General features: G+C 56.8%; 15 protein-coding genes and 1 pseudogene. 9 read left to right on the top strand and 7 right to left on the bottom strand.

Annotation, left to right across the window (positions count from 1 at the left end; genetic code table 11):
* Positions 1-288: 288 nt before the first annotated feature.
* Entirely contained in the window at positions 289-1,317 is a 1,029-nt protein-coding gene (locus tag C5L10_RS21740) for a Glu/Leu/Phe/Val dehydrogenase (RefSeq protein WP_172717107.1), read from the bottom strand.
* An 80-nt stretch (positions 1,318-1,397) separates the two neighbouring features.
* Between C5L10_RS21740 and C5L10_RS21745 the strand changes: the two genes are divergently transcribed.
* Both C5L10_RS21745 and C5L10_RS21750 read left to right on the top strand, forming a co-directional pair.
* Positions 1,398-1,889 carry an Lrp/AsnC family transcriptional regulator gene (locus C5L10_RS21745; RefSeq protein ID WP_105431357.1) on the top strand — a complete coding sequence of 164 codons (492 nt, stop codon included), beginning with the start codon at positions 1,398-1,400 and terminating at the stop codon, positions 1,887-1,889.
* Positions 1,890-2,242: 353 nt separating this feature from the next.
* The gene (locus C5L10_RS21750; RefSeq protein WP_245448090.1) at positions 2,243-3,205 is read left to right on the top strand and encodes a MipA/OmpV family protein; all 963 of its coding nucleotides are present in this window, start codon (positions 2,243-2,245) and stop codon (positions 3,203-3,205) included.
* A 917-nt stretch (positions 3,206-4,122) separates the two neighbouring features.
* On the opposite strand, the gene C5L10_RS21755 is transcribed toward C5L10_RS21750, so the two are convergent.
* Together C5L10_RS21755 and C5L10_RS21760 are read right to left on the bottom strand one after the other, a co-directional pair.
* Positions 4,123-5,298 (bottom strand): MFS transporter, encoded by a 1,176-nt coding sequence (locus tag C5L10_RS21755; protein ID WP_371411967.1) that lies wholly within the window; start codon positions 5,296-5,298, stop codon positions 4,123-4,125.
* Between the two features lie 50 nt (positions 5,299-5,348).
* The gene (locus tag C5L10_RS21760) at positions 5,349-5,822 is read right to left on the bottom strand and encodes a MarR family winged helix-turn-helix transcriptional regulator (RefSeq protein WP_205837077.1); all 474 of its coding nucleotides are present in this window, start codon (positions 5,820-5,822) and stop codon (positions 5,349-5,351) included.
* 338 nt (positions 5,823-6,160) lie between these two features.
* On the opposite strand from C5L10_RS21760, the gene C5L10_RS21765 reads away from it, so the two are divergent.
* Positions 6,161-7,363, top strand: a complete 1,203-nt coding sequence (locus tag C5L10_RS21765) for an efflux RND transporter periplasmic adaptor subunit (protein ID WP_105431359.1) — start codon at positions 6,161-6,163, stop codon at positions 7,361-7,363.
* Positions 7,360-10,668 carry an efflux RND transporter permease subunit gene (locus tag C5L10_RS21770; RefSeq protein ID WP_105431360.1) on the top strand — a complete coding sequence of 1,103 codons (3,309 nt, stop codon included), beginning with the start codon at positions 7,360-7,362 and terminating at the stop codon, positions 10,666-10,668. Before C5L10_RS21765 ends, C5L10_RS21770 begins: the two co-directional genes overlap by 4 nt.
* Positions 10,669-10,928: 260 nt before the next feature.
* On the opposite strand, the gene C5L10_RS21775 is transcribed toward C5L10_RS21770, so the two are convergent.
* Positions 10,929-11,936 (bottom strand): NAD(P)-dependent alcohol dehydrogenase, encoded by a 1,008-nt coding sequence (locus C5L10_RS21775; protein ID WP_105431361.1) that lies wholly within the window; start codon positions 11,934-11,936, stop codon positions 10,929-10,931.
* Positions 11,937-12,241: 305 nt separating this feature from the next.
* Between C5L10_RS21775 and C5L10_RS21780 the strand changes: the two genes are divergently transcribed.
* Complete coding sequence (locus C5L10_RS21780; RefSeq protein ID WP_105431362.1) at positions 12,242-13,141, top strand: AraC family transcriptional regulator; 900 nt, start codon at positions 12,242-12,244, stop codon at positions 13,139-13,141.
* Positions 13,142-13,461: 320 nt separating this feature from the next.
* Here C5L10_RS21780 and C5L10_RS21785 read toward each other — a convergent pair whose 3' ends face one another.
* Positions 13,462-14,373: an NmrA/HSCARG family protein gene (locus C5L10_RS21785; RefSeq protein WP_105431363.1), complete on the bottom strand. Its 912-nt coding sequence runs from the start codon at positions 14,371-14,373 to the stop codon at positions 13,462-13,464.
* Positions 14,374-14,489: 116 nt separating this feature from the next.
* On the opposite strand from C5L10_RS21785, the gene C5L10_RS21790 reads away from it, so the two are divergent.
* Entirely contained in the window at positions 14,490-14,924 is a 435-nt protein-coding gene (locus tag C5L10_RS21790; protein ID WP_105431441.1) for a helix-turn-helix domain-containing protein, read from the top strand.
* A 97-nt stretch (positions 14,925-15,021) separates the two neighbouring features.
* Positions 15,022-15,201 (top strand): annotated as a pseudogene (locus C5L10_RS34940) (LysR family transcriptional regulator); the annotation flags it as partial.
* A gap of 47 nt (positions 15,202-15,248) precedes the next feature.
* Here C5L10_RS34940 and C5L10_RS34405 read toward each other — a convergent pair.
* On the bottom strand, positions 15,249-15,551 hold the full coding sequence (locus tag C5L10_RS34405; RefSeq protein ID WP_245448092.1) for a hypothetical protein: 303 nt from the start codon (positions 15,549-15,551) through the stop codon (positions 15,249-15,251).
* Between C5L10_RS34405 and C5L10_RS34945 the strand changes: the two genes are divergently transcribed.
* A complete protein-coding gene (locus tag C5L10_RS34945; protein WP_371411969.1) occupies positions 15,471-15,929 on the top strand; it encodes a LysR substrate-binding domain-containing protein in 459 nt (152 codons plus the stop codon). The two genes, C5L10_RS34405 and C5L10_RS34945, sit on opposite strands and share 81 nt — an antisense overlap.
* A gap of 281 nt (positions 15,930-16,210) precedes the next feature.
* On the opposite strand, the gene C5L10_RS21805 is transcribed toward C5L10_RS34945, so the two are convergent.
* Positions 16,211-17,149, bottom strand: coding sequence for a LysR family transcriptional regulator (locus C5L10_RS21805; protein WP_105431366.1), 939 nt, complete (start codon positions 17,147-17,149; stop codon positions 16,211-16,213).
* Between the two features lie 78 nt (positions 17,150-17,227).
* Here C5L10_RS21805 and C5L10_RS21810 point away from each other — a divergent pair, with 78 nt between their 5' ends.
* Positions 17,228-18,121: an MBL fold metallo-hydrolase gene (locus C5L10_RS21810; RefSeq protein ID WP_105431367.1), complete on the top strand. Its 894-nt coding sequence runs from the start codon at positions 17,228-17,230 to the stop codon at positions 18,119-18,121.
* Positions 18,122-18,128: the final 7 nt, after the last annotated feature.

Raw genomic sequence — 18,128 nt, forward strand, 5'->3', positions numbered from 1 at the left:
CTTCAACCGAATGAAGCACTTCCGCCGCTTCGCGACGCGCTACGACCGCAGAACCATTCACTTCCAAGGCTTCGTATATCTCGTGGCCACTATCATTTGGCTGCGATGAATGTCGATTCGTCCTAGGGCTCTCGATCCCCCCGTGGAGGCATTAACGAGGGGGTTGAAAAGCCTCAAGTTTTGCCAATACCCTCGGATCAGATTCTCTGGGAGCGGCTCACCTGTCATTATTCTGTTCACTCGCAACAGCCATCAAGGCCCTGGCTTGATTTCCGCCGCAATCGCTAGCTACCCTTGGAGACGTCTACGCGCGAAACGTTCAGCGGCAACCCCAGTGGGAATGCCCTCAACTTCTGACAGAGCTAAAACTTTGTGCGTAGTATCGTAGATTGTTTTCACTCGCGCTAAAGCCTCTGTCAGATCAAACTGAACGCCCTTGCGTGCTACCGAGAGAACACCGCCGGCGTTCACGATATAATCGGGGCAATAGGTGATGCCACGCTCCCAGAGCAGCTTATCCTGCAATGGGGCACTCAATTGATTGTTCGCAGCACCGGCGATAATCTTAGCCCGGATTTCAGGAACGGTCTTTTGGCTGAGAGTTCCTCCCAGTGCGCACGGCGAATAAACGTCGGCGTCGGTCAGATGAATTTGTCCTGACGCCGCAGCGGTCGCACGGAATTTCTGCTGTGCAACTCGAAGTTTCTGCTCGTCTAGATCATAGACGATCAAATCTGCACCTGCGTTATTGAGCAGCTCACAAAGCGCCATACCGACCTTACCCAATCCCTCGACCGCCACCGCGCAGCCAGACAGGTCAGAGAGCCCGCGGAACTCAAGAGCAGCCTGGATACCGTGAAAAACGCCCCAAGCAGTACAAAGAGCGCCTTCGCCTCCATCTTCCAAAGGAAGGTTGCGAATATGCTGAGTGGTCGAGCTCATCAAACGAACGTCAGCAGTAGAAATCCCGGCATCTTCCGCAGTCGTGTAAAGACCGCCCAGCCGTTCGACGACCCGTCCAAACGCTAGGAGACGTTCAGTACGTCTGCTAGCATCTAGATCGTCAATGACTACGGCCTTAGCTCCGCCATGCTCCAGTCCACTTGCAGCACACTTGTAGGTCATCCCCCGCGACAGTCTTAGGACGTCGCTTAATGCTTCTGCGTCACTTCCATAGGCTCTCATCCGACATCCGCCCATGCCAAGGCCTAGGCTCGTGTCGTGAATCGCTATAAACGCGCGAAGTCCTGTAGTCTTATCTGTGCAGTACAAAACCATTTCATGACCGTCGAAATCAGGGTGTGTTGAGATCTCCACTTAAGGCCTCTTTCGGAATAAAATTCGCGACAATAGAATGTTAACAGCAGAATATTCGGAGAAACCGCGGAGGCAAGGCCATGGACAAAGTTACGAAAACCGTTCGGCGGAAGAGGCAACTTGATGATGGGTTGGACGCAATGGACCGAAAACTATTAAGTCTTTTGGCTCAGAATGCGGAACTGAGCTACGGCGAACTCGGCAATGCGATTCATCTTTCGCCCCCCGCCGTCCACGAGCGGGTAAAGCGACTCCGAGCCGGCGGCTTTATCCGCGCAACCGTGGCACTGCTTGATGGGCCGAAGATCGGCAAAAATCTTCTTGCATTTGTGCATTTGGAAACCAGCAACTGGGAGACGACGCGAAAGGTTCTTGAGATGACGAGCTTCAGCGAGATTGAAGAGGTCCACACTGTCGCCGGCGACACAGCCATGATTCTGAAGGTGAGAACTGAAGATCCTTCGTCCCTCGAAAGACTTCTTGGAATGTTCCATCGTCTGGAGGGCTTCAAGAGCGTCAAAACATTTGTGGCTTTGGGTACCTATCTGGAGCGGGGGCCACAGATTGGATGATCCACGTGCTTTTGGCTCCTGACCATAGCGTCCGTAAAAAAATGCGCAACGCGTACGACGTCCGCCGGCTTCGTGCCGTCCTAGATTGTGAGCACCGAGTGGCAGTGAGGTATCGTCCCGCCTTATCGATCATCGACCGACTCGTAACGAATCTTTTCAGTTTTGCTAGAGCTCATCGACCGAGCATTGCGATAGCAGGCGATGCTGGTCGCGATGACCGACGCGTTCCCTCAAGCTTTCGCAGGATTCTCTCGCGAAGCTATTTTGGTGCATGACGAACCTCCGTCTCTCTCAGTCCATCTGATGCACCATCTTTGAGTTCACCGGCGTTTGAGGTGCGTCGAGGGTCGGCGATGCAATTGCAGGCTACCCTAAAAGCTTGTATTTTACACCTTAATCTCGCCATGATCGTCATGCGTCTATATGTGCGCCTTACACATTTCTCAATTCCAAGCACCGGAGCATTCATGCTTTTTACCAGTCGATTTGACCGTGCCGCGATGTTGGCCGCCCTAGGAATGTCGCTTGCGATCACAGGCGCATTGTCAGAGGCATTCGGAGCCGACGCAAGCCTCCTTGAGCAAGCACCCGAACCCGCCTTTGACCAAAACCGGTTCGACAATAAAGCTGCCACGCCAAATTGGAGCCTGATCGTCGGCGCTGGTGGAATTTATCGCCCTGAATATGAGGGCAGCGATAAACTCGAAATCAGTCCTGTACCGGTTGTGCTCTTTACATATGGCGAATGGCTCAAGATCGATCCCAGAGGGATTTCAGTGAGAGCGTTCGAACACAACGGCTTTTCGGTGTCTGGAAAGATTGGATATGAGATGGGCCGCGACGAAGATGATGCTGACCGTCTAAACGGATTAGGCGACATCGACTTCGCAGCCACGATCGGGGCTAGGGCCGCTTACACATGGAAAGGCGTTGAACTTTACGCCGAACTCGATCAGACAATAGATGGAAGCGAAAGCTTGATCGGGACATTCGGGGTTGAATACTCGGCTGCAGTAACTGAGCGTCTGATCCTCGGTGCAGGCGCGGAGGCAATCGTTGCGAACGAAAACCATATGCAAGGCTATTTCGGGGTCAACGCGGCTCAATCGGCCAACTCTGGCCTTCCAGAATATGACGCCGAAGCAGGGTTGAAGCGCGTAAACATCAAGGCGTCAGCGACATACCTGCTGACTAAAAACTGGCTGGTAAGGGGCGAGGCTGGGCTCGGGATTCTCACCGGAGACGCCGCAGATAGCCCAATCGTCGAAGAGAAACTTCAACCTTCTGCATCTATCTTCGTTGGCTACAAGTTCTAACTTGAGCGACTGAATTCTTGATCGGCCTTCTATCGATCAGGACGTGCGGACACGTAGGCGACCTGGCTTTGAAAGGATTATCTAAGAGTTGCAGCGTTTCCCCTCGCACATTTTAAGGTGCCTTCATCAGTCAGTTGTAGATGTGCATCGGTTCGCCGGGCTGGGTTGTCTGGGTCGACGGCCACCGCAACAAGTTCTTCAGGATGGATCTTTCGGCAATCCTTGAGATTAGGGATGTAATTACCCCCCTTGCCAGAGGCTTTCATCGCTGAATCCTTGGTGGGATGGATCGCGGTGATTTGTAGCGGCTGTCGAAGGACGAACTGATCGATCTGGTGCTGTGGCTGTAGTGCTCTGAGAAGACGTCGTGGAGGCCATCGAGGTCGGCTGCGAGCGACTAAGAAGCTGCGCGACAAGGCCAGACCCGACGGCGCCAAGCCCGGCCATGAGGGCAAAGCCCGCGCCATGAGCTAGACGTTCGACCAACTGGTCGAGCGTCGTCCGGATGATTGTCCGTGTTGCCAGGTGGTACTTTCCGACGATCTGCCCGGCGCGACGGCGAGCGAGTGCGAGACGATCGGCTTGCCCAGATCCATCCTGTGGTCGGGCGCCACCGGCGGCTCTCGGTGCGATGCCCGTCCTGCGGCGCGCGGGGTCGCAGCGAAGGTCCCGGCCGCGGCGCAGGGCACGCCCTTTGGGCCACGCATCCATCCGGTGGCAACCATCTCAATACCTTCCAGGCACTGTCCTGTGAGCGGCTGCAGGACGCCTTCTTCCCGAGCGCGATGCAGCCATCACCGCTCTGCGCCAGGCCAAGGTCGTGGCGTCCGACGATACCGTCCGGATCGAGGGCTCGAACGCCTACCCCAATGGGTGTTCCGTTCGTTCCGTGCAATTGTCCATCAGCTGCCGGTCGCTCAAGCGGCAGCATGCGAATTCCGGCCGGCCAGCGCGACAAGGATGGCGCCGGAAAACACGACGACGGCGATACATTGCAGGATTTGCGAAAAACTCAGGCCGGTCAGCGCCCCCACTAGGGGCGGCGCAGCGCTCGCGCCGAGGAAGATGGAAAAGGTGTAAAGCGAGGTCGCCGCTCCGGCGTTCCGACCGGCCATCTCGCACAGTCGCTGAATAAGTGCCGGCGACGCCACGAGGATGCCGACGATGAAAACCGAAAGTAGGAGCACCATCGGCCAGAATGCGTCGACGGCAAGCGACATCAGCAGAGCCGCACAAGCCGCGAGTAGAAGTCCGCCTGTCATACGGACCAGCACGGAAAATCGGCCGATCATCGTCGACGCGAACGGGATCAATACCATGATTGGCAAAGCTGAGGCGCGGAAGATCAGTAGATCCTCCCGATTGGCGGCGAGTTGGTTACCTCCGGCCAGCGTTAGAGCTGCGAAGATCGCGATAAAGCCGCCCAGTAATGTGGATGTTGCCAGATACAAGCCGAGATAACGCGGTTGCCGCAGGATTGACGGAAAGACGGTGAGGATGGCTTTGAACGAGGTTTCTGCTCGCACAGGGGGTTCAAGCAGTCTATAGGACATGATCGCCATAACGAGGATGAGCGCCGCGCTCGCATGGAAGGCGGCAGGCCATCCGAAGGCAGCGGCCAACAGTTGTGCACCTACCTGCATGACGATCGCAGACGCCACCGAGGCACTGATGATCGCGGTGAGCGCCAGAGCCCGGACCCGCTGGGGCAGATGCCGGTTGACATAGGCAAGCTGGACCGGAGCCAGAAATGCCGCCGCAAGGCCCTGCAAGGCACGAAGCTCCACCGCGTTGGCGAGATCGACCGCGAAGGCGACCAGCAGGCTGGTTAGGGAAGTTGCCGCAAGAGCGGCAACGATGATGGTTCGCTGTCCGAGGCGGTCCGACAGTGGACCGGCAAGCAGTCCGCCTACGGCATAAGGGATTCCGAAGGCCGTCGACATCCAGGCCACCGAGGCGATCGGCGTGCCGAATGCCTGCGACATCGGCTCGAACAGTGCTAAAACGGTATACATCTGCCCCACCACCAACGTGCTCGTGATTGTCAGGAGCAGGATGACGACTGATGGTCTGGGGGACTTAATAGAGTGCAAAGGGATGTCGCTTTCGTGATAGAGTGGCCCGGTTTCATCGACCGTTCGCTTCAGACACCAGCATTTTGTAGGTCAGCAACACGGTCGGCAGCGCTGCGGAGCTTGAGCAGCAGACCGATCAACATGTCGGCCTCCTCCTGTGAGAAGTCAGCTAGCACCTCGTTCCACGACGACAGGACGTAGCGTTGCAAAGCAAGAACGGCTTGCCCGCCCTTGGTGGTCACTTCGATCTGCACTACCCGTCGGTCGCCGCAGTTTCGGTTACGGACCATCAGCTCGCGCTTTTCAAGTCCGTCGATGAGACGCGTCACCCCGCCTGTGGTGATGTCCAATTCGCGCGCCAGTTCGCCGGCATTGCTGACGATCCCGTCCTGGACGACCTTGAGGGCGATCCAGTGAGTGACGTTGAGACCAAGCTCGCCGAATTTTGCTTCCACCAGCGCCGACATCGTCTTGTCGATGCGCCGCAGCAATCGTCCAGGAGCCCGGTTGGCAGCATAGTCCGCCGCAGTGATAATCGCCAATATGTCTGCCCTCTCATTATCTGACGGATAAGATATTCTGAACGCATCCCCCCGTCAATGCCGGATCATGCCTTCAGCAAGTCCGATCAGGCCACATCGACGTTACGCCGGTCAGTTGATCGGTTAAGGTCCAAGGAGGGGCGTCGGCATCTTCTCGCCCCTATGCTGCACGTAGCAGCAAGGGGAACCCGACGATTGGCCAGCTCCATCATGTGTATTATGCAAGTATTCGGTTGACGCGAACCACGCCTCGCTATATATATGTATTATGCACATAGATGCGGCTCAACTCTCGATCGTTCGCATCCAGGCCGTTGTCGGCAGACTGGAGGCACAATATGATATTCACATTGAAGGCAGTTCGCTCATCTATCGTGTTCGCTGCGCTCATAGTGGCGCTACCTGGACATTCGTACGCGGACGAACAGCCGACCTTGAACCGAATCCTGCCGTCAATCGTGGTCACCACCGTAAAGATGCGATCGTTGGTGGATAGGGTAGCCGCCACTGGCACTATCCGCCCGGTCGCTGAAGTCTACATTCAGCCCCAAGTCGATGGACTTTTGATTGGCGCCCTGAATTTCGACATTGGGGACAAGGTCGCCGCAGGAAGCACTCTGGCTACCTTGAATCCCGATGCTTTGATTTTGGAGAAGAGCCGAAAGCAGGCGACGAGCGCAAGGAACGAGGCAACTGTAGCTCAACTTCGCGCGCAGCTCGCCGAGGCACGAGCGACTGAAGAACAGGCACAGCGGCAGCAGAACCGATCGCGTGAAATGGGCAAAAAAGGGTCGGTCCCCGTTGCTTCAGTCGAGGAAGCAGATGTGAACGCAACCACCATGGAGGCCCGGCTCAGTTCTGCCGAACACGCCGTTCAGGTTGCCCTTTCGGAGCTGAAGATTACCGAGATTGAGATTGCCGATGTCGAACTCAAACTCGCAAGAACCGATGTAACAACCCCTGTTGCGGGGACAATTTCTTCCAAAAACGCCAAGGTTGGAGGTATCGCCTTTGGCAACAACGACCCGCTCTTCACCATCATTCGCGACGGCGAAATCGAGCTTGTCGCCGAAGTCGGCGAAGACGAAATTTTAAAGATTCAAGCTGGTCACCAGGCGAGTCTTTCGCTTGCCGGCGGCCGCGAGCAGGTTTCCGGCCTCGTCCGCTTGGTCTCGCCCACAGTCGATCCAATCACCCGTCTCGGCTTCGTCCATATCGTCTTGACGGATGATACCAAGGCACGTCCAGGCATGTACGGGAGCGCCGAAATTATCGTCGCCAAAACTGAAAACGTGGCTGTTCCGCTTTCCGCAATTATGACGACAAGCGAGGGTACATCAGCTCGCAGAGTGGAAAACGGCGTTGTCACCATCGCGGCAATCGAAACTGGCATCCAGGATGGTTCCTATGTTGAAATCTTGCGGGGCCTGAAAGAAGGCGACGAAGTTGTTGCCAAGGCCGGCGCCTATGTGCGCGACGGTGATCGAATCAACCCTGTTCCAGACCCATCTGACGCTTCCAACAAGGAGATGGGTCGATGAATTTCTCAGCCTTGTCTGTCCGCAATCCGATTGCGCCATTATTGATTTTTAGCATCCTCTTGGTTCTGGGGATCCAGTCCTTCAACAAGTTGCCGATTACGCATTTTCCCAATATTGACGTGCCCCTTGTCTCGATCGTCGTATCACAGAGTGGAGCGTCCCCCGCGGAGCTGGAGACACAGGTAACGAAAGAAATCGAGGACGCTGTCGCCTCTCTTGCCGGCGTAGACGATATTCAGTCTACAGTCACCGACGGTCAGTCAGTGACGTCAGTGATGTTCCGCATGGAAGTGCCGACGGAACAGGCCGTGCAGGACACCAAGGATGCGATTGACCGCATCCGCAGCGATCTCCCGGCTAACGTCGAAGAGCCGATCGTATCAAAAGTGGATGTCGAAGGGCAGGCAATCCAGACTTTCGCTGTTTCCTCGCCGAACATGTCGATCGAAGAACTGTCATGGTTCGTTGACGACACGATCAAACGCTCGTTGCAGGGCGAATCGGGCGTTGGCCGCATCGACCGCTACGGCGGCGCCGATCGCGAAGTACGTATTGAACTCAATCCCGGCAAGCTAAATGCATATGGCATCACCGCCGCCAGCGTGAACCAACAGGTACGGGGAACCAACGTCGATCTAGGTTCTGGCCGCGGTCAGCTCGCTGGCAGCGAACAGGCGATCCGCGTCCTCGGCGACGCCCGCAATGTCGGCGAATTGGCCGACACGACAATTGCGTTGCCGAATGGACGCTTCGTCAAGCTGAAGGATGTGGGCGCTATAAAAGACACCTTTGAGGAGCCGAAGTCTTTCTCGCTTTTCAAAGGCACTCCTGTCGTCACCTTCGGTGTCTTCCGCGCCAAAGGCGCCAGCGATGTCAGTGTTGCGAAGACCGTCGCTCAAAGCCTGGATAGAGTCCGCGCCGATAATCCGAACGTAGGCATCGAGCTGGTGGATGATCCGGTGTACTTCACCTACGGCAACTACGAGGCCGCTATGGACACCTTATTAGAAGGTGCGTTGCTCGCAATTATCGTCGTTTTTCTATTCCTTAGAAACTGGCGCGCCACCCTCATTTCAGCGATTACCTTACCGCTCTCTGTTATCCCGACTTTCTGGATTATGGACTTACTGGGTTTCTCGTTGAACCTCGTCAGCTTCCTCGCCCTGACGCTCGCGACTGGTATTCTCGTCGATGATGCAATCGTTGAGATCGAAAACATCGCCCGCCACATCAAAATGGGCAAGACACCTTACCGCGCTGCAATAGAGGCAGCCGATGAGATCGGCCTAGCGGTTATCGCTACGACGTTCACGATTATCGCCGTGTTCGTGCCGGTCTCCCTCATGCCCGGGATCCCTGGTCAGTACTTTATTCAGTTCGGACTTACCGTCGCCATCTCTGTAACATTCTCGCTCGTTGTCGCACGTTTGATCACGCCGATGATGGCTGCCTATTTGTTGCGCGCCGAAGACGCCCTGGAAGATCATCACAATAACGACAGCCTGATATTGCGTGGATATACAAGGCTGGTGCGAGCCACGACAGGGCAGTGGTGGCGCAGATATGCCACACTCATGGTGGCCGTCGGCTTTCTGGTTGCTTCGGTGTTTTTGCTTTTGCAGGTTCCCAGCACCTTCATGCCTGTGGACGATACGTCCCGGGTTGTGCTTTCGATCGAATTGCCTCCGAATGCAACGCTGCAAGACACGGAGCGAACAGGCACGGCGATAGACGATCGTATCAGAAGTATCGACGGTGTGGAAAGCGTGCTGGTTCTCGGAGGGGCCTCGCCGAAGGGAGAGCTCGAGGTGCGACGGGCAACGATCATGGTGTCGCTGTTCAAGCCCGACCATTCGCTGGCCAAAAAGCTATTCAATGACGTGCTGGGATCAATCCCTATCATTGGCCGGCATTTGCCGAAGGTTGATGTCCATGGCCGTTCCCGCCCCCAATGGGATATCGAGAAAGACATTCTCGCCGAGATTGACAATATCCCGGACGTTCGCATCGTAAAGTTGAACGAAGGCAACGAACGCGACCTGTCTTTCAACTTCCTGTCCAAAAACGAGCGCGATCTCAGTGATGCCGTCGCCATTCTTGAATCCAAGCTGCGCGCCGAGCCGCTTCTCGCCAACGTCAGCACCGACGGCGCCTTGCCCCGTCCGGAACTGCAGGTTCGCCCGCGTAAAGATCAGGCTGCCCGGCTTGGTATCACTCCCCGGCAGATATCCGAAACCATACGGGTTGCTACCGTTGGTGATTTTGATGCCGAGCTTGCAAAGATCTCGCTCGACGATCGCCAAATCCCTATCCGCATTCAGGCGTCGATCGACATGCGTCGCAACCTGCAGGCGATCCGCTCCGTGAAGATTATGGCTGGCAGCGGCGGCAGCGTTCCGCTGTCGACCGTTGCAGATATCACGTATTCTGAAGGTGTAAGTTCTATCAAGCGCAGCAACCGCTATCGCGTTGTCGCCGTCGGCGCCGACCTGCCACACGGCATCGCGCTGGATACCGCTTCGGCCCGCTTCCTACAAATCGTCAACGACACAGATTTGCCTTCTACTGTACGCTTGGCGGAGAGCGGCGACACCAAGCTCCAGAAGGAAATGCAGCAGAGCTTTGTCAACGCCATGTTGATGGGCCTGATGCTAATACTAGTGGTGTTGATCCTACTCTTTAAGGACGTCATCCAGCCGTTCACTATCTTGCTCTCCCTGCCGCTGGCAATCGGAGGCGTGGCGGTGAGCTTGGTAGTAACCGGCAATCCGCTCTCCATGCCCGTATTGATCGGCATCCTGATGCTGATGGGTATCATGACGAAGAACGCTATCCTGCTCGTCGATTTCGCGATTGAAATGCGGCGTCATGGACTGGGGCGCGTCGAAGCGATGGTGGAGGCCGGTCGTAAGCGCGCACGCCCGATTATAATGACCTCAATTGCCATGTCGGCAGGTATGCTGCCATCTGCTATGGGCGTGGGCGAAGGCGGCTCGTTCCGCGCACCGATGGCAATCGCCGTGATCGGCGGCATCATCGTCGCGACGGTTCTTTCGCTTGTGGTTGTGCCCTCGTTCTTCCTTATTATGGACGATCTGTCCCGGCTACTTGGACGGATATTTGGCCGCTTCGTCGGCAGAAAGGATGAGGAAATGCCCCCCATGTCTCGTGAGGTACTTACCGATGAGGTCGGATCGTTGAAGGATCGAATTGGTGCAATTGAGGATACAGTTGCCGCGGGGCGCCCGCCGGAAACTGATCGCAGAACGGGTAGCCAGCGTGCAAAGCCTCACGCGGCGTATTAACGAAACCCGCTCATATCGAAAATTTGGCTCAAGGTAGGCGAAGACAATGCCCATTTCGGCGAGCCAACGGGCTTCCTGAGGGGCTCGAAGTGAGCGGGAGGCCGCCGTTTTCGACGGATCCTGCGATACCAGGATTTAGGCCAGGACGTTGTTGCGTTCCCCTATAGCCGGCGCCGTCACCGCCATCTGCCGATGAGCCTGGTGAAGTCTGTTCATCAAGCGAGAAGGCAGGCGACGCCTCCTCGCCCGCAGGCTTCACCTCAGATCTCAATGACAATCTTGCCGAAGTGCAATCCGGACTCCTCATACCGGAACGCGTCCGCCAGTTCCTCAAGCCTGAAACTACGATCTAGAACCGGCTTGATATCGTGAGCGGCCAGAAATTCAACGAGGTCGGCCTGGTCCTGCCAGCTGCCGTTGAGACAGCCTTGGAGCCGGATCTGTTTGGCGAATATCGGGATCATCGGGATCGTGGCCTCCATGCCGCCTAGGAGGCCGATCATCGCGACATGGCCGCCGATCTTCACGGCTTCAATCGACTGCGGCAGGGTAGCCGGTCCGCCAACGTCGATTATGTGATCGACGCCCTTGCCGCCGGTCCACTCGTATGCAAGTCGACCCCATTCCGGGTTTTCGCGATAGTTGATGACATGATCCGCGCCGAGCGCCCGGAGCCGCGCAAGCTTGTCCGGAGAGGAGGATGTCGCAATGACTTTGGCGCCAAGCGCCTTGGCAATCTGCAGTGCGTAGAGCGACACGCCCCCTGAACCTTGCACCAGCACTGTTTCACCCGCCCTGAGGGGGCCGTTCACCAGTAATGCCCGCCATGCAGTGACGCCGGCGGTCGTCACGGTCGCTGCCTCCGTCATGCTGTAGCCGCGCGGCACCCGGGTAAACAGGCCCGCTGACGCAGTGAACGTTTCGCACGCGACCCCGTGCACGCCATCTCCTGGCGTTTGCGAAAAGTCCGAGACCTGCGGCGGCCCCGAACGCCATTGCGGAAAAATGCATGTCAGCACAGCTTCACCGGGTAAGAAGTCCGTTACCCCGCTGCCGACTGCTTCAACGATGCCGGCGCCGTCTGCGAGCAGGATGCGACCGTCTTCTGTCGGCGCCCTGCCGCTGGCGACTCCGTAATCGTGATAGTTTATACAACTGGCCCTCATGCGGACTCGTATCTCGTTGGCGGCCGGTGTACGCGCATCTTCGATGTCCGCTAGTCGAATTCGATCGAGGCCGCCAGGCGCGTCAAGGATCATGGCTCTCATTTTGGTTTTCTCCTGGGATTGGTTGGTGGTGGGTGGAACGAAGGGCTGACGTCTAGAACTGCACGTCAGATTTTTTTCTTTTAGTCACGCCACCGAGCAGGCCCGCTGGGGGACGAGCACTTTGGCGGGAACGCTCAGATGGCTCGCCGTGCGGTCGCCGGCGGCAGCATTTCGTGTCGTCTCCGCCTATTCGCTCCACAATGTCGGTGTTTCCCTGCTCTTAAACAACGCCGGATCCGATCGAATCTTTGCCTAATCGGATCAATCGCCTTGTTCGCATGCAGGCTTTAAGCTAGATTCGACCGATGCAAAATTTGCTCGAAAGTATGCGCGACCGCGTGTTGAAACATTTCGCCGCGTCGCAGATGACGACGCCTGTTCCGCGCATAAGCGTGGCGATATCGCGCGGTGTCGGCGATCCAGAGAACACGATGTGCGGACCAGGTTTCTGTCTGGTGGTTCAGGGGACCAAGCAACTCGCGATCGGGAACCAAGCACTGCAGCAGGATGCCGGGCGATCTTTCGCCTCACTAGTCGAATTACCCGCCACGCGGTGCCTATTCGAGACAGCGAACCGAGAGCCGTATGTGGCGGTCGGACTTACTGTCGATCCCGGTTTGCTCGGCGAACTACTAGCTGATTTGCCTCCGTTATCTCAGCGTTCCGAACCGTCGAGCTTCAGCATGGCGGACGAAACGCCTGAGCTTCTTCAGGCTTGGAACCAGCATCTGGCGCTCCTGGATGCCCCCGATGATATCGCCGCACTGTCAAGACCGCGGGAGCGAGAACTGCTGTACCGCCTGCTGCAGAGTGGGCACGGGGGGGTGCTGCGGCAGTTTGTCTGGGAGGAAGGCAGCTTGGCGCAGATACGAAAAGCCGTCGCCTGGATGCGGGGCCACTTTGATCAATCCGTCCCGATTAAGGCGCTTGCCGAGATCGCCGCTATGAGCGTCCCGTCGTTCAATCGACACTTTAAATCCGCCACCGCGACCAGCCCTCTTCAATATCAAAAAACGTTGCGCCTGCAGGCTGCGCGAGAGTTACTTTTCAAGGGAAATGATGTGACGCGAACGGCGCAAGCGGTTGGTTATGACAGTGTTTCCCAGTTTAGCCGTGAGTATGCGCGAAGGTTCCAATGTTCGCCTAAACAGGATGCGTTGGCGATGCGGGAGGAGCGCGCGGGACCGCCGGTTCCCATGATTTAACGGCGGACTGGTTTGATTGGGAAGCTCCTGACTTCCAGACAGGTCGAGCACCGTGCTTTCTCTGCGGGCAGAAGACCAAATAGCAAGCGCCAGGAATTTTTTGGACCATCAAACATGCCAGAAACGCTCTACGTCTCCTTCGAGACCATCTACGACTCCAATGGACTGGAACCACCTTAACCTACTCCCCATCATGCTAAACCGGTCTTCCGACTTCCTGGTCCGAACCCAGAATCCGCCCAACCATTCGCCGCCACTCTTCTTTGGCGGTCGCGGACACAGATTTCGGCACCCGCGCCCGCAGTGTGACGTCGGTCCACCTATCGGAGCGCCACCTCAGCCTTATCGTCAACAAGGGCCGCTTTAAACAGCGGCTTCCCCTGTCCGCCCAACCACTCTTCAAGTGACGTCAAATGACCAAACTCCCGCTCGAGCGCCGGGATATCGGCCGCCCCTGCCAGCAAACCACTATCTAAAAGTTCAGCCAGACGGTTAAGGAAAGGGTTTTGGGCAAGCAAATCATCGGAAAAGCGCGTGTAAGTGATCACGCGGCCGGCAGCTGCTGTAAATGCCCGCTCCAGGTCCTTGCCGGTCACAGACGCACCGGCCAGCTCGATGGTCTTGCCATCGAACCGATCCGCGGCCACCAGGATGTCGGCGTTGATTCGGCCCAGGTCGTCTACGGCGATCATCTGCATGGACCGCTCTGGCCGCATGAAGAAGGTAAACTCGCTCTGAGGCAGTCCCAGGCCGGGCAGAAGCATCATCTCCATGAAGCTTGCCGGACGGGTGATCGTACTCATAATCGGAAGGCTTCGCACATAGGCTTCGATCTCAGATTTGCTATCGAAATGTCCCATTCCCGTCGGGCCTTTCCCCGCTGCCCCGCCGGAAGAATAGACGAGATGTCGAACGCCCTGCCGAAGCGCGCTCTCCGCTATCGCCTTGCCTTGCCAAACTTCCTGTTCGTCGGTGATTTCACCTGCCGGTGAACTGGTCTGGACACTGAAAACGCCGCCGATGCCGGCCATCGCCCGGTTGATCGAAACAGCATCGAACAGATCGCCGACTATCAAGGAGATACCTTCGGCAGCCAAAGCCTTCGCCTTGCGGCTTTCCGGATCGCGGACAAAAGCTCGTACCCTTCTCCCCTTCGCTTTCAGTGCGCGCGCAACAGCCCCTCCTTGTTGTCCGGTCGCGCCGAACACGAGGAATTCTGCACTCTCATCCATATTGGTTACCTTTCGTAATTATTGAGGGTTACCAACTGGAACTAATTGCAAGTCTTCGCAAGACGGCACATTTTTGATCGTCGGTTACATCATGATAACCATTGAAGGAGTTCATCGTGCAGCGTGAAATTAATGGTCGCCCCGTTATTGAGACCCCGCATGGACCAGTCCTGACGCCATGCGCACCTGGAAGCGTGCTGGCCCGTCTCGGCGACAAATGGACTATTCTGGTAGTGTCTATGCTCGCCCTGACGCCTCATGCACCCATGCGGTTCGGCGCAATCCGGCGCTGCATTCCGGACATTTCGCAAAGGATGCTTACCCTCACTCTTCGTAGTCTCGAACGCGACGGTCTCGTGGCACGTCACTACTATCCCGAAGTGCCACCGCGGGTAGAGTACGAACTGACGACGCGCGGCAAATCCATGCTGCAGCCCTTGGCCGCGTTCACGAACTGGATCAGGGCTACTTGGCAAGACATAGAAGCGTCGCGGCAAGAATTCGACCAGAGTGAGCGAAGCGGAACGAGCGCTTTCATGCCTTGGAAGTGACGATGGCACGATCGCCAATGCTTTGACCATCGGCTGTAGCGGCGCATTGGCCTTTAAATGGCGCCAAACTTCATTCACTGATGACTAGAATTAACAAATGCGCGCTGGAGAGATTGTTGAGCTGAATACCTTGCTGGCTGTTGCAGAGGAGGGGCGCCTCACATCGGCTGCAGTGCGCCTTGGCGTGACCGCATCGGCCGTCAGCCAGTCGATCCGTAGGTTAGAAGACCGCCTGGGAAACAGGCTGTTTATCAGGACGACGCGCAGCGTAGCGCTCACGGAATCTGGCGATGCCGTTGCTCGCCTGGTGAAGCCCGCCCTGGATCAACTCGCGAGAGCCGACAGCATCATGACGGCCCGCCCGAGCCAATCGAGCAGACGTGCGCGCATAAGCGTATCGGCTGCTGCAATGGAACTGCTGATCGCTCCGATCCTCCCGAGCTTTCGGGACGCCCATCCCGGCTTCGCCCTTAAGATCACAGTAAAGATAAGCTCGCGGACACGGTGGCGCGACGCTACGATGCTGTCATCAGGCGTGGCAATCTGCTGGAGAAGGACATGATCGCGCGCCGTCTGAGCAAGGACGATCGGCTGGTCCTTGTCGCATCCGAAAGCTATCTGGCTCACACGGATCTCTTTACGCATCCTCGCGACCTAGGCCGGCACCGCATTCTGATTCGCCGACCCCGGTCCGGAGTCGCCCAGCCGTGGTCTCTCAGTCGCAACCGCGAAACTGTGCGGATCGACGGAGAGGCCAGCCTCTCCGTTGACAGCGCAATCGCTGCGCGACAATTCGCAATCGCAGGACTGGGACTGGCACTCCTCGCATATGAGTTCGTTGCCGCACAGTTGAAAGCAGGCTTACTCCACCTGGTTTTGCCCGACTGGCAGCAGCCAGTCGCGGGCTTTCATCTGATGTATGTCCATCGAGGTAACCTTCCGCCCCCAGTATGGGAACTGGAGCGGGCAGTTCGGCAACTGGCGGACCGAGTTCAACCGACTTGACGGCGCTTCTGGTAGTGCAATGCAGGTTCGAACTTCAACTCTGACATTCAGCCATTAAGGTCGGCGTAGCCACGGGCAGAAACTACATACGATTTGCACCGAACATATCGAGCGCCCATCGGCACCGTGCCAAACCTTTAACGTCAATTGTGCGCGAAGGCGGCAGGCGGTTCGGCCGTCGCCAAAGCTTCCGGTTTATCAAATGAGAGCAGACGGCCACCAGAAACTTAACCGAAGGCTTTCTGGCAGGCGAAACCGACCGACAAAGCTGCGGAAGATAGCTAGCCCTCAATCGCGTCTATTAGCGCCGCAACTTGCGAACGGAGCCATTCTGCAGCCGGCTCGCGGTCTGAATGGGCCGACCAGACCATCGCGATAGGATTTACAGTGAGGTCTAGGGGCACGGGGCTTTCTGTCAGCCCAAACGTGGAAGCGAAGCGCCTGATAATGCGTGTCGGTAAAGTGGCCAGCAGCGGCGCCATTCGTGCCGCAGCCAGCACGGTCAGAAACTCAGGTGCCGCCATGGCGACGTTGAGCTTGACGCCAAGCTTATCGAGCGCCTCGTCAAGGCATCCTTCAATGGCATCTTTTTGGGACACCAGTACGTGCTCTACATTCAGATATGTTGTCCGATCAACTGGTTCACTCAAAGCCAGCAGCTCTTTGTTGTAACAACACATCAGCGACTGCTCGAAGAGCTGCCGGTGACGATGGCGGTTGTTGCCCTTGCCATAGCAGCCAACCCCGAGGTCGATCACGCCCTCGTCGAGCATTCGGTGAACCTGCTCGGGACTTGCCGCACGCGCCAGCAATTTTATTCCTGGCGCCGTCTTCCTCAGGACCGCAGTCAACTCTGGCATCAAGATGACTTCCAACTCGCTCGAAAAGCCGATGCGAAATGTGTGTGACTCCTGCGAGGGATCGAACGCTCCGGGCGAGGTCAGAGCATTGTGGGCCTGCGTGAGGATCTGCTGAATCACTGGAGCGAGGGCATGTGCCCTCAGCGTCGGCTGCATAATTTGGCCAGTTCTTACGAACAGTTCATCTTGAAACAATAGTCGCAGCGTTGCGAGATTATGGCTCATCGCCGGCTGCTGGAGCTTCAGACGCGCGGCTGCTTTCGTCACGCTTCTGTCCCGCATGAGGGCATCGAATGCGACGAGCAAGTTGAGGTCGAAGGACCACAAATTGAAATGATCGATTGAGGATATTTCGTTCATCGATTTGATCGTTAATCTGTTCTACCGTTACTGTCCAGCTTCTTCAGCGATCACGCCACTGGGATTGGAGGTAATAGAATGCACCAGCATAAGGTCTACCGTATCGGTGAAGTGACGATCCAGAAGGTTCTGGAGCAACCGCTTCGGAACGTTCCGAAAAGTTTTGTCTACCCATCGGCGAAGCCGCAAGATTTCGAAGGTATCGCGGAGCGTCTTGCCCCCGTAGACCTGGAGGACAACCAGGACGATTTGGTTCAAAGTGTTCATACTTGGGTGGTTCGCACGCCCCGCCATCTTGTGCTAATTGATACCGGTTCCGGAAATCACAAGCAACGCCCACTCAATCCTCTATTTCACGAGCAGAATATTCCTTTTCTGGAGCGGCTTCGGGAAGAGGCCGGCGTGGACCCGGCTGAGGTTGACTACGTCTTCAACACCCACCTCCACGTAGACCACTCGGGTTGGAACACAGTGTTGGACAATGAACGCTGGGTACCAACGTTTCCGAACGCACGTTATGTGTTCCCACGAAAAGAAGCCGAGTACTATGGCAGTCCCGCCAGCTATAACGACGTTAATATCCCGAGCCGTGGGGTGTTCGAAGACAGCGTTCTTCCGGTGATCGAGGCCGGCCTCGTGGATTTCATCGGATCGGATGGCGGAGATTATCTTGATAATTTCAAGTTTATCCCGACACGCGGTCATAGCATCGGGCATATGTCGATCCAACTGACCTGGGGCAGTGAAACGGCGATCTTTGGCGGCGATGTGCTCCATCACCCTATCCAGGTCCTCAAACCACACCTTAACACGGTTTTCTGCGAGTTCCCGGAGGATGCGGCCGCTTCAAGAGAGAAGATCCTCCGGACGCTCGCAGACGATCGCGCGCTCTACTGCGCAACCCATTTTGCGGGTTCGTCCGCCGGTTACGTAACGCGCGCGGACCACGGCTACACCTGGTCCTACGCTTGAAAGGAAG

The organism is Neorhizobium sp. T6_25, from assembly GCF_002968555.1.
In the GTDB taxonomy this organism is placed as follows: Bacteria; Pseudomonadota; Alphaproteobacteria; order Rhizobiales; family Rhizobiaceae; genus Neorhizobium.